11 protein-coding genes are annotated in these 11,895 nt (G+C 42.7%); 8 read left to right on the forward strand and 3 right to left on the reverse strand.

The window, feature by feature from the left end:
* Nucleotides 1–15: 15 nt before the first annotated feature.
* Nucleotides 16–1,416: a TolC family protein gene (locus tag FIV45_RS09920; RefSeq protein ID WP_099474964.1), complete on the reverse strand. Its 1,401-nt coding sequence runs from the start codon at nt 1,414–1,416 to the stop codon at nt 16–18.
* A gap of 263 nt (nt 1,417–1,679) precedes the next feature.
* Between FIV45_RS09920 and FIV45_RS09925 the strand changes: the two genes are divergently transcribed.
* The 3 genes from FIV45_RS09925 to FIV45_RS18960 are packed head-to-tail and all read left to right on the forward strand — an operon-like array spanning nt 1,680 to nt 3,916.
* Nucleotides 1,680–2,402: a response regulator gene (locus tag FIV45_RS09925; protein ID WP_099474965.1), complete on the forward strand. Its 723-nt coding sequence runs from the start codon at nt 1,680–1,682 to the stop codon at nt 2,400–2,402.
* Nucleotides 2,399–3,772, forward strand: coding sequence for a HAMP domain-containing sensor histidine kinase (locus FIV45_RS09930; RefSeq protein ID WP_099474966.1), 1,374 nt, complete (start codon nt 2,399–2,401; stop codon nt 3,770–3,772). Before FIV45_RS09925 ends, FIV45_RS09930 begins: the two co-directional genes overlap by 4 nt.
* A complete protein-coding gene (locus FIV45_RS18960) occupies nt 3,773–3,916 on the forward strand; it encodes an ATP-binding protein (protein WP_412973729.1) in 144 nt (47 codons plus the stop codon). It begins immediately after the preceding gene.
* 143 nt (nt 3,917–4,059) lie between these two features.
* On the opposite strand, the gene FIV45_RS09935 is transcribed toward FIV45_RS18960, so the two are convergent.
* Nucleotides 4,060–4,482 carry a nuclear transport factor 2 family protein gene (locus tag FIV45_RS09935; protein WP_099474967.1) on the reverse strand — a complete coding sequence of 141 codons (423 nt, stop codon included), beginning with the start codon at nt 4,480–4,482 and terminating at the stop codon, nt 4,060–4,062.
* A gap of 575 nt (nt 4,483–5,057) precedes the next feature.
* Nucleotides 5,058–5,255, reverse strand: coding sequence for a hypothetical protein (locus FIV45_RS09940; protein ID WP_099474968.1), 198 nt, complete (start codon nt 5,253–5,255; stop codon nt 5,058–5,060).
* Between the two features lie 148 nt (nt 5,256–5,403).
* On the opposite strand from FIV45_RS09940, the gene FIV45_RS09945 reads away from it, so the two are divergent.
* The 5 genes from FIV45_RS09945 (at nt 5,404) to FIV45_RS09965 (ending at nt 11,871) form a co-directional block, all read left to right on the forward strand.
* Nucleotides 5,404–6,093 (forward strand): carboxymuconolactone decarboxylase family protein, encoded by a 690-nt coding sequence (locus tag FIV45_RS09945; RefSeq protein WP_099474969.1) that lies wholly within the window; start codon nt 5,404–5,406, stop codon nt 6,091–6,093.
* Complete coding sequence (locus tag FIV45_RS09950; RefSeq protein ID WP_099474970.1) at nt 6,093–8,621, forward strand: CoA transferase; 2,529 nt, start codon at nt 6,093–6,095, stop codon at nt 8,619–8,621. The genes FIV45_RS09945 and FIV45_RS09950 overlap by 1 nt, the downstream gene beginning before the upstream one ends.
* Nucleotides 8,622–8,722: 101 nt before the next feature.
* Nucleotides 8,723–9,007 carry a winged helix-turn-helix transcriptional regulator gene (locus FIV45_RS09955; protein WP_235868184.1) on the forward strand — a complete coding sequence of 95 codons (285 nt, stop codon included), beginning with the start codon at nt 8,723–8,725 and terminating at the stop codon, nt 9,005–9,007.
* 66 nt (nt 9,008–9,073) lie between these two features.
* Nucleotides 9,074–9,952 (forward strand): SDR family NAD(P)-dependent oxidoreductase, encoded by an 879-nt coding sequence (locus FIV45_RS09960; RefSeq protein WP_165777091.1) that lies wholly within the window; start codon nt 9,074–9,076, stop codon nt 9,950–9,952.
* Nucleotides 9,952–11,871, forward strand: a complete 1,920-nt coding sequence (locus FIV45_RS09965; RefSeq protein WP_099474973.1) for an acyl-CoA synthetase — start codon at nt 9,952–9,954, stop codon at nt 11,869–11,871. The genes FIV45_RS09960 and FIV45_RS09965 overlap by 1 nt, the downstream gene beginning before the upstream one ends.
* Nucleotides 11,872–11,895 lie beyond the last annotated feature (24 nt).

Genomic DNA, 11,895 nt, shown 5'->3' on the forward strand with positions numbered 1-11,895 from the left:
TGTAGAAGTCACAAGCTATGAGCTTTCTGCAATAATCTGTCCGCCCATGGCGGTATGAAGTTTAATCTGAGCGCGCAACAAGCTGGATTGCAAAGTCAGCAAAGACCGCTCTTGTTGTTGAATGGTGCGCATTGCGGTCAATACCAGGAGGTAATCACTGGCACCGAACCGATAGCGGCGTTCTGCAGCAGCGTGTAAGTTACGAGCATTTTCCAGCCTTGCTTTCGCTAACGCATATTCTGTTATCCGACGTTTTTCTTCAGCGAGTAATCCATTCACTTCGACCACAGCGTTAAGCCATGCCTCGATGTAGATCGTTCCCGCGCGTTCCCGCGACGCGCGCCGCGCTTTGATAGCGGCACGCTTAACACCGCCATCAAAGAAAGTAAAAGCAGCAGAAAGTGTGCTGGAAATAATAGAGGAAATATCACCAGACTTAAGCGTGGCAATCGCTGAACTGGAAAATTCAAAGGAGGGCAAGCGATCCTTAATAGCACTGGATAGTTGACTATCCGCAGCATCAACGCCTGCTTTTAACGCTCTCATATTCGGGCGGCTCCCCAGTAGCCCTATCGGCGTTACCACCACTTCTATTTCAGGAAGAACTGGCAGTTTTTGAAATCCATTTGTCGCAACATTTCCAGGCAAGGCACCCATAAGCAGCGAAAGACGATCAAGGGCACCTTGTCTTTCCGCGACGAGACGAGGGGTTTCCTGTTCCAACGATGCAACAAGGTCGCGCTGCTGCAACACGTCCACGATGTTTGCTTGGCCTTTGGTATACCTATAGGCCGTAAGCTTATATGATGTCCTGCTTGTTTCAAGCTGTGCTTTATTAAGAGACTGTAACTGGCTCTGCTCTGCGGCATCAACTACAGCAACAACCACATCCCGCATGACCTCTATGCGGGTATTTTCCAGTTCCTCTCTGGTCTGTTCTACCTCGTAGGCTGCGGCACGCCTACGGACTTTTATTTTGCCAAACAGATCAATCGGAATACGTAGATCAACCGAACCACTTGAAGACTGACTGGTGCTGGCCGCGACACCACTGTTTTCATTTCCCGCACGCGTTCTTGTCGTTTTAACACCAATATCCACTTTGGGCATAATCCCGGCGTCAATACTCTTCATATTAGCTATTGCCTCGCTGTACCGTGCTTCGGCCACTTTAATTGCCGTATTATTTTTAAGTGCAATTTTGGTTAACTGACCGATTTCTGATGTGACCGTAAGCGCGGTTAGCCCATCTTCGATATATCCATCTACATGCTGGACGGGATAAACCTCATTCCCCTCAGAAATTCTGGATGGCATTACCCAAGGTTTGTTCTCCCCAACACTGCCCGCACAGCCCGTGAGAACAAATATGGAAATAAAAATAATAGGCCCTATTTTTACCTGTCGTTTAATCACACAGCTCCATCACAATTTATTTTAATCTTTTGGCCACACTTGCTTGACGCACAAAATTTTTCACTCACATTCAAACAATGTCAGCGGATCATACAAACTGAGACCGTAAAAAGTATGTCACCCGTCGCACAAAAATGTATCAAACTGTCCCGAAGTGCCTACCTGACACAGTTTGATACAAATTACTGACAATGGGGAGGCGACAAAACCCGCCAAGCGTTCTATATATAAGGTGCGTCCATAAAATCTACGTGCAGAAAAAGATGACAAACAACCAAGCCCATATACTTGTTATTGATGATGAAAAAGACATCAGAGACCCACTTGCCAAATATTTGAGCAAGCATGGTTTTCGGACAACTGTTGCGGCAGACGGCAAAGAAATGGATCAGGTGCTGGCGACATCAAGTGTCGATCTTGTCGTTCTGGATATTATGATGCCTGGCGAAGATGGGCTTAGTATTTGCCAGCGGTTGCAAGAAACATTACAAATACCGGTTATTCTTTTAACGGCCCTGACTGAAGATACCGACCAAATTGTCGGGCTAGAGCTTGGTGCTGATGACTATGTAAACAAACCTTTTAATCCGCGGGAGCTGCTCGCACGGATTAAATCCGTTTTGCGCCGCAGCCAGATGCTACCTCGAAGAACGCGGCAATCAAAAGGATTAGTCAAATTTGACAGGTGGCGTTTTGATTTCTCATGCAGGGAAATATTGGGGCCGGACGATGTCGCCATTCGGTTAAGTTCCGGCGAGCACCTGCTGTTGATCTCCCTCCTTGAGCACGCGGGCATCACTCTCAGCCGAGATCAACTGCTAGACCTGACAAAAGGCCGGGAAGCTCAGCTTTTTGACCGGAGCATTGATAATCAAATCAGCCGTTTACGGCGCAAGCTAGAAACAGACCCCAGGAACCCACTGATCATTCTGACCCAGTGGGGTGGCGGTTATGTGTTTGCAGCCGAACTGGAGTGGGTATCATGAAGTTATTCTCTCGCCTTATACCTAAAAGCATGACTGGACAGATGATCGCCATTCTTACTCTAGCACTTACATTATTGCTCGCGACCTTTACAATTCTTGAGTTCTTAAAGAACGACACTGCAATAGAAACGGCACAAAAATCGGATACCTTAGACAGGCTCAAGAGAATCAAACCTATACTTGAAAATATAGAAGCGGAGCAGCTTGAAAATTTTTTTACTTTCACATCATCCTGTCATGAAGGTTATACACTGACTGATAAACCATTTGACTTTCACGGTACTACTGAAGAAACCAATCAGCTCGAGATGCGGATCGCTCAGGAACTGCCTCTTGATGAAAGTCTGATATTGGTCGGCCAAGCTCGTCTCACTCAAGACAATTTTTCCTATAAACTATGTAGCCCGTCTGAAATCGACCTGCCAATGGATGGTATCGTTATTAGTATAAAACTCCGTTCGGGCAAATGGTTTAACACTGAGGTTCACCCACATGAGTGGCATGTACAGTATATAATCGACTGGATTATGTGGTCCGGCAGTGCCTTTTTTATCATCGGAGGTACCGCAATTTTCTTTATGCGTCGCTTAAGTAAACCGCTCAACAATTTGACCAACGCAACACAAAGCTTTGGTCGAGGCCTGAATGTTTCTGAAGTAGAAGAAAGCGGACCTCCGGACGTAAAACGGGCGATAGAATCCTTCAACGCAATGCAAAAACAGGTAGCGGATGAAATTACAAAACGCACGAACACACTCGCGGCCATAAGCCATGATGTACGTACCCCGCTCACGGCGCTCCGTATTAAAGCTGAGTTGATTGATGATTTAGACATCCGGGAAGACTTGATTTCAAGCATTAATAAGATGGAAAAAATCACCACCTCCGCGTTAGAATTCCTCAGAGGGGAAAGTCGCACTGAACCCATGCGGAATGTGGACCTAAGCGCATTAGTGGAAAGCGAATGCCTCGATTTTTCAGAATTAGGCCAGAAGGCCACCTTCATTGGCAAACAAAATATCCACTATACATGCCGCCCAGACGCCCTTGCCCGAGCCATACGTAACCTGATAGAAAATGCCCTCAAGTATGCGGGTAGTGCTCGTGTTGACCTGCAGCTCGGGACTGACTTTGTGAGCATATCCATTTCAGATGATGGCCCGGGTATCCCCCACGATAAGATTATATGTGCTCTTGAACCTTTTGAACGCCTTTCAAAAGCGCGGGAAAGTAATCAAGGTGGGTTTGGCCTAGGCCTCACTGTTGCCAAAGCAATTTCTGAGGGTCATGACGGCGAACTTATTTTAACAGCAAACAAACCAACAGGGTTGATTGCAACTATCCAACTACCAAAGGTGGGGCAATTTTAAATGCTTATTGACACTACAAAACAGGAAGGGTCCGGTATTGGCCTAAGTCTATCCCGGCAAATTATGCTCGCTCATCACGGTAGCATTAGTTGCCACAATAACGATATGGGCGGCGCCTCATTTCGACTAATTTTTAAAAGCTAATTCTAAGATTTATAATTTATTTCTTTGGGTCGATGGGGCCAGTCATATATGACCATACATGACAGAGCCCTTAATACTATTCATGCATGATAGTTGATCGATTGACACCAACTGATTGTAGTCTTGTGGTTGGCATGTTTAAACTATTCCAGCTCAACCCACGTTGCAATTTTATTAGCGATACGCCATTTACCTTCAACCTTTAGGATAAGCATATAGTCTGTATAAAGACGATCATTCCATTCTATTTCTACTTTTACCATTGCGGAACGGTCTGTAGAATCAATTTTTATAATCCGTCCATAACGGGGGACGACCTTTCCTTCTTCAATTCGAGAGATGTAATCTGGTCCTTTACGGCGCAATAACTCCCCACTACTTCCCAGCCATTGAATTTCCAAACTTGGTAGAAATGCCTCCTCTACAAGCTGTGGCTTACCTTGAGACGTCCCATCAAGATATTTTTGAACAACAACGCTTATATCATCTAATTCTGTATTTTTTTGCCCGCAAGATACTAGGCTAAGTCCAAATACTATGATGATAATAATTCTAAATACTTTCATTTTTATCTCCTTTATTCATTTCGGCATGGATGTTTTACTGTGCGTGGTAGCCAATAAAATTCGTATAATTTATGCACTGCTTTTAACACTTAGAAATATTACGATTGACACAGTGTTTGCAGAGCAATGATCTATCGGCACCGTATATTGTATACAACATTGCCTCTGGCGTGCTCCCATAGAGTGGTCCACTACTTAAGTTAGGCTTTTAGCGCTTGCCGTCCTGCTGTGGCGGCGGCAATGTAGTGTAGGGCTAAACAGTAGAACAAGTCATCCCATTATTTGAATTGCCCCGTGTTTGATAATACCATTGGTATTCATCCAACGGCTGCGGAGGAGTTTGTTATCATGCGTGAGTCCGTAACTTGATGTTAGGAAATAGATTCATTGTCGCGACAATCCTCGTCTTCGAGTTATAAATGGGTGCGAGAGAGAAGCTTTGGTGGCTTTTTGGCTAAAGTTTTTACAAAAAGCAAGCGATTCTTTTACAAGGCCCTTAAAGGTTTCATTATCGCAGTCTAAACCGCCTATCATTCACCATCCCTCCATGGGTTTCCCGGCAAAATCCATCACCCTCAATCGCCATATTTTTTGCTTAAAAGCTCAAATTTATCGACACCAAGCCGCACAATTAGGTCGCATTGATTGATGCCCGCACGCATATTTCCATGGAGTGAATAGCTAAATCCACCGAACATGCGGGTTTCTTCTGTACTGGGTATATTTGCCATAATAGGCATCAATCGGTCGGCGACATCCTGATTAAAAGCCACAACTCCACTTCCTCATTGTTGTGTGTATAATTCTAAATAAAGTAGTATGAAGCCCCAGACTTCCTAAACACCTTTGAGCTTTAATTCTCTTAAAAAGAACATAACACGTGACTTAGAAGTTAATATAGCACCCATAAAATAGCGTCAAGTGAATATTGATACGATTTTCGTATTGATTTTTGAAATAATCGATGATATGGTTTTCGTATCAGATAGATTTGTTTATTTTGAAAGTCAGGCTATGATACAACACACAAAAAAGAACCGTTTATGTCATTTAAATCCTCCCTACACTCAGGAAATATCCTCGGCACTTCAATTCATAAAGCCCAAAAACAATGACATTGATACCCTCAAATTGTTTCGTACTTTTGTAAAGAATTTACCCTTAACAACAGTTATGGGAGAATTGGGTAAATTTTTCTTATCAGCAGGTCAGAACGAGGGCGCATCCTTTGATTTACGTTCCCGTGAAATTGTTATCGTTAGGGTAACAGCACGCTGCCATTGTGAATATGAATGGGGGGTACATATCGCAATGTTCACAAAGAAAGCGAAACTCACGACTGATCAAACATATTCCCTTGTTCATGGAGATAGCGGCGATACATGCTGGTCATCTCTGGATGCCGCCCTAATTAATATGGTGGATGACTTTCATGATACCGGCACCCTGCGTGACGAAACATTTACTTTATTAAGTAATCATTTCACAGAAACGCAATTGATGGAATTTTTCATCCTTGCCGGCTGGTATCATGCCATTTCATATTTTGCCAATGGCGCAAAAACCGAACTGGAAGACTGGGCAACGCGTTTCCCCAAAAAGGTCAAATAATGGCTATTGTAACTTCACATAAATCGCCGCTTGATGGTGTGCGCATCATTGACCTTGGGGGTCATTTGGCTGGACCGTTAGCTGCGATGTTATTGACTGATCAGGGAGCCGAAACCCTCCGGATTATCTCTCCGAAAAACTCGAATGTTGATCATCCTATTAACGCTATTTTGAATCGAGGAAAATTCGAAATTCCTCTTGATCTGAGAATTGATACTGATCGCATGATACTTGATTCTTTCATGCAAGAAGCAGATATTTTTATTGAAAATTACGCCCCCGGTGCCATGAGCCGTTTGGGACTGGATATCTCCTACTTAAAAGAACGTTTCCCCAAATTGATTATCATCTCCTTACCTGGCTTTACATCAGATGAAGAAGATAAAAAAGATCTAAAAGCCTATGAAGGAATCATCGCGGCCATGACAGGTCAATATACGGATATTCACGCGGTACGAAATTTATTTGGACTGGATCCTGTTTATACTTCTCTTCCTATAGCCTCAGTCTACGCTTCAATACATGCCGCAACAGCCGCAGTTCTAGCACTCAACAATAGAGCAGCTAGACAAGGAGCAGGGCTTCATATTGAAGTCCCTTTGGCAAGTGCCGCGCTTACCGCCATGTCTAGTATTTATATGGATATTGAGCAGGCTCCAGCACGATATGATGCACCACGACTACCCTTTTTCTTAAAGAAAATTATTCTTCCGTTAAATCGAAAATTTGTCGCCAGAGGGGGCGATAACCGTCAACAAAAATTCCTAAATATTGCCCGAAAATCATATCCAGCTTTAATGACCAGTTATACCTGTATGGATGGTGAAGTTTTATATCTTTTTGCTATTGATAACTCAAAGATTGTAAAAGCGCTGTTTACTGAGTTGAAAATTACTGACGAGTTAAAGAATGCTGGTCTAGTCTTTTCCAATCCGTATCAAAAGGATTTAAGCAATAACCTTTCAGAGACAAGCAATCTTTCAAAAAAATGGCAAAAAAATATTAAAGCCCTTGTCACCAAAGAGCTCTCCAAAAAAACAGCTCAAAAGTGGGAAGAACGATTAAATAAAATCGGAATACCTTGTGTGCGTCAACGGACAACACAAGAATGGATTAATAGTCCAGAATTAAAAAAAGCTGGCCTTGCTATTGAAATCAATGACATTGAATTGGGCAAGATCATTCAACCTGGACTGCAAGTATGGCTCACCAATTTTTCTAACACATATAAACAACCGATATCACGGTCAAAAAAATATCAGAAGCTTAATTGGAACCCAAAAAAATATCACGGTGCATACCATTATCGTCCCTCAGTGGATCAGTCAGACCATACAAAAATCAATGCATCAAACTGGCTAAAAGGTGTAACTGTTATTGATTTATGCTCTATGGTAGCTGGCCCTGTGGCCGGACGCACAATGGCAGAATATGGGGCTCGTGTAATCAAGGTAGAAACACCTATGCCTAACCATGGTCCACGTATGACATGCTGGTATGGAATTGATGGCAATCAGGGAAAAGAAAGTATTCTCCTCGACCTCAAAACATCAGAGGGACAGGATGCCCTGAAAAAAGTTCTCCGTACAGCAGATATCCTTCTGACCAATCATCTACCTGATGCAATGAGCCGTATGGGCTTATCAGAGGCCGAAATATACAAGATTAATCCGAAAATTCTGTATGCCCGCGTGAATGCTTATAACGGCCCACAGAAAGGTCCATGGGATACCCGGGTAGGTTATGATCCTGTTTTACAAGCTGCGTCAGGAATCATGAAACGTTACGGTGATCCAAATCAACCTGAATTACATGCAATAGCCTCCTGCGTTGATGCGTTAACGGGTTATTCTGCCGCTTTCGGCATGGCCTTGGGACTATATTGCAAATCTAAAGGAGAGAATCTTTTCTCGATTGGGACTTCACTTGCCGCTTCCGCAAGCCTTATCCAGCTCCCTTTTGCTTTTTTCCCTTCCGAACGAAAAAGGCCGGAAGCTTCAGGCCAGCTATCAAAAGGAGAAAATGCATTCTACAGGCTTTATCAAGCAATTGATGGGTGGGTTTTTCTGGCCGCCCCCAATGCGACCTTATTCCAGATCCTGTCTCTACTGCAAAAAACACACAAACATCAAAATACAATATCCGATAATGAGGCAGCCAAGATAATTTCAAATACGCTCAAGAAAATGAAGAGGCAGAAAATATTAGCTATGTTTAAGAAAGCCGGCTTATCCGCAGCGCCAGTAGACAAAATTCAGGATATGAAAAATATACTTTTGACAGCTCCGCAAACAGATAGTTTACAACTTATTGAGCGCATCATTCCCGGACTTGGCAAAGTACAATCAATACCGGCCCTTCAAACCCGAGTGGAAGGGCAAATGTTGGGAATTCTTCCTCCTGCTGAGAAGCCCGGTTCTTCAACGACACGAATATTGAATGAATATGGCATGGATGCAGATGAGTTGATCAAAAGAAACATTGCCGCAAATGAAATTTGTAATGAATATTTACCGGGTAAAGTCTAATATGATGCTACGAAAAATTAAGAGAAAAAAACACAATGAAGAAAATAACGACTCCCTTGCCGGGAAGGTCAGTCAAGGGATCACAAAGTGGTCGACCAATTATGGCGGCTCTCAACCTATTAAGCCGACGATGGGTTCTGCGTATAATATGGGAATTGCGAGATGGGTCTTGCGGTTTTCGGGAAATACAAAAAAAATGCGACAGAATGTCCCCGGATACGCTTTCAACACGTTTGTCAGAACTGAAAGAAGCTGGGATCGTTTTTTCAAACGAGGAAAACGCTCTTGCCCTAACTCCATTGGGCAAAAAGCTTGGCCCAGCTCTTTTGGAACTGGACAGTTGGTCTCAAGATTGGGCAGAAATTATAGGGCAGGAAAAGGCCTAGAGTTCAACAAACCTGAAAACCATGTGACGGTTTCGGCAACATTACGCGCTAATGGGGAGTCCTCCCATGCCACTTGAAGATAACCAACTCACAGCACTACACGCCCGGTACCCTTTAAAGCGGGCCGCTATAACAGGGGCCGCCAGTGGCTTAGGCCAAGCATTAGCACTCGAGTTATCTCGTCACGGCTGGGGGCTTTTTTTAAATGATGTGGATGAAACTGGCCTTATTAAAATTACCAAAAAATGTCAGGAAAATGGCAGTACTGTATATTCCTACCCCTTTAATGTTTCCCATTATTCTGATTTCTCAAAAGCCGTCGACGATTTCCTAAAACAAACAGGGGGAATAGACCTTGTCTTCACCTGCGCCGGAATTGGGGTGGGTGGTCCGTTTCTAGACACGAAACCTGAACATCTGGCTGAAGTAATTGATGTTAATCTGATGGGAACAATTTGGGCCGGAAAATTATTTTTGCCTGCAATGACACAAGTAAAACGTGGACATTTTATCACAATCGCAAGCGCTGCTGCTTATCATGCCATGCCCTCTCTATCGGGATATTCAGCATCGAAGTCAGCCGTGGTTCAATTAAGTGAAACACTCCGCTCGGAAATGAAATCCAGCGGTGTCGATATCACTGTCAAAATGACAACATTTTATACTTCATCTATTGCGGAACATACCAGAGGTACAGAAGAAGACCGAGAAAAGGCACGCTCCCTCGTGCAAATGGCACCATGGAGTTCAGAAGAAGTGGCTGAAGCTCTACTTTTGCATATTCAGAAAAGAAAATTTTATATGGTGGCTCCACTACAAGCTCGGATCTTATGGCGCTTTAAACGCCTTTTTCCAGAATTATATCTCAGGCTGATGCCTAATCTGTTTGCCAAACTAGAAAATAAATTATTGGCAACAGCCAAAGAAAGAAATCAGAGGACATAATGGTTAAAGGTATTTCAACATTTCAGGATATTCAAAAGCTTGAAACCCGCCCTCTGGAGAGCCTTGAATTACCTCATTCAATTTTGGATGGAATTAGACACGGATCGACAATCTGTCAAAACCGCGATGCTTTAACTTTTTTACCTAACCCATATCATACTTTAGATATATTTAAATGGAGCTATACTGACCTAATTGAAGAGATTACCCAGGCGGCAAAAGGGTTTTTAGCTATATCAGAAGATAAAAATCCAGTTATTTCCATGCTCTTGCCAAATCTACCAGAAACCTATTTCTCCTTGTATGGTGCACAATCTGTTGGGCAGGCAAACCCAATAAACCCGCTATTGGAGCCAGAACAAATTAAAGATATTATGCAAGCTGCCCACACGAATATACTCGTTACTCTTGCATCCCTCCCAGGGACTGATTTATTCGAAAAAGCTGTTAAAGCTTGTGAAAATTTACCAAATGTCAAAACAATCATCACAGTTGATCCAACTAAATATGCCAGAGGCATTAATTCGATTGCTGGATCATTGATTTCTAAAATAAAAACCCGTGCCAAAGACATCAAAATTGTTCCTTTTTCCAAACTTGCCAAAATTGGTCTTCATTTAACACTTCCCATAAGAAAATGGGATGATAGGGGGGCACTATTTCATACCGGCGGGACTACGGGTGCGCCTAAAATAGCTCAGTTAACCCATGGAAATCAGATTTTTATCAGTTGGGCAGCCGCCACCAATCGTTTTATGGAAGAAAATAAATCCATCTTTTGTGGCTTGCCCTTGTTCCACGTTAACGGAGCTTTGATTACCGGGCTAGTTTCATGGATGAATGGTGCAACAGTATTTTTAGGGCCAGCGCAGGGTTTTCGCACACCAGGTCTTATTGAAAACTTCTGGTCAATCATTGAAAGTCACAAGATCGGTGCCTTCAGTGCTGTGCCGGCAATCTTTCAAAAATTGTCGGAAATACCTGCTGACAAATATGATATTTCTTCAATTGAATTTGCCATATGTGGCGCCGCGCCTATTTCAAAAACTACTTTTAAAAATTTTCAATCCAATACATCTATTCTCCTATTGGAAGGATATGGGTTTACAGAGGGAGCCTGCATATCGAGTATAAGTCCAGGATATGGGGAGCAACGGGTGGGTTCTGTAGGTTTAAAAATACCCTATCAAGACATTACAGTTTTTAAGGAACTGAAGAATACGGGGGCTTTTCATCCCGTTGAAACAAACCAAATTGGCATCATCGGTGTTACGGGCCCAAACGTCTTTCAAGGATATCTGAGTTCTGACGATAATCAGAATATATGGATCGAATGGGATGGTAAGAAATGGTATAATACTGGTGATATGGGACGGCTGGATCAGGAAGGTTACCTCTGGTTAACTGGAAGGAAGAAGGACCTGATCATTAGAGGTGGGCATAATATTGATCCGATGATTATTGAGAATGGGTTAATTTGTCATCCCTTGATCGAATCTGTTGCAGCAATCGGATCGCCTGATCCTGAAGTCGGTGAGATTCCGGTTGCCTATGTCATAGTGAAAGAAGGGAAAAGTTTGTCTGTAAGAGACATGCTTGACTTTGCTCAGACCGTCATTCCAGAAAGAGCTGCCATACCCAAACATATAGTGATAATTGATCAAATGCCACTAACAACAATAGGTAAAATTTTTAAACCTGCTCTTATAGAAAAGGAATTAAAAAGAGTGTTAAGTGGTCTATTGGCAAAAAATTTAAAAAACGACAATCATAAAATATTAATCAGCAAAGACAAAAAGCTTGGCCACCAAATTTATATAAGGCCCTCTCATACTGCATGGTCGAATGAAACTTATTTAAGGATCAAGAAAATATTGGACCAATATGCCTTAAATATTAACTTGCAAAAAAATATTTAAGATATTGATCCAGCTTTTTATATT

Origin of the sequence: Paremcibacter congregatus (assembly GCF_006385135.1) — a bacterium.
In the GTDB taxonomy this organism is placed as follows: domain Bacteria; phylum Pseudomonadota; class Alphaproteobacteria; order Sphingomonadales; family Emcibacteraceae; genus Paremcibacter; species Paremcibacter congregatus.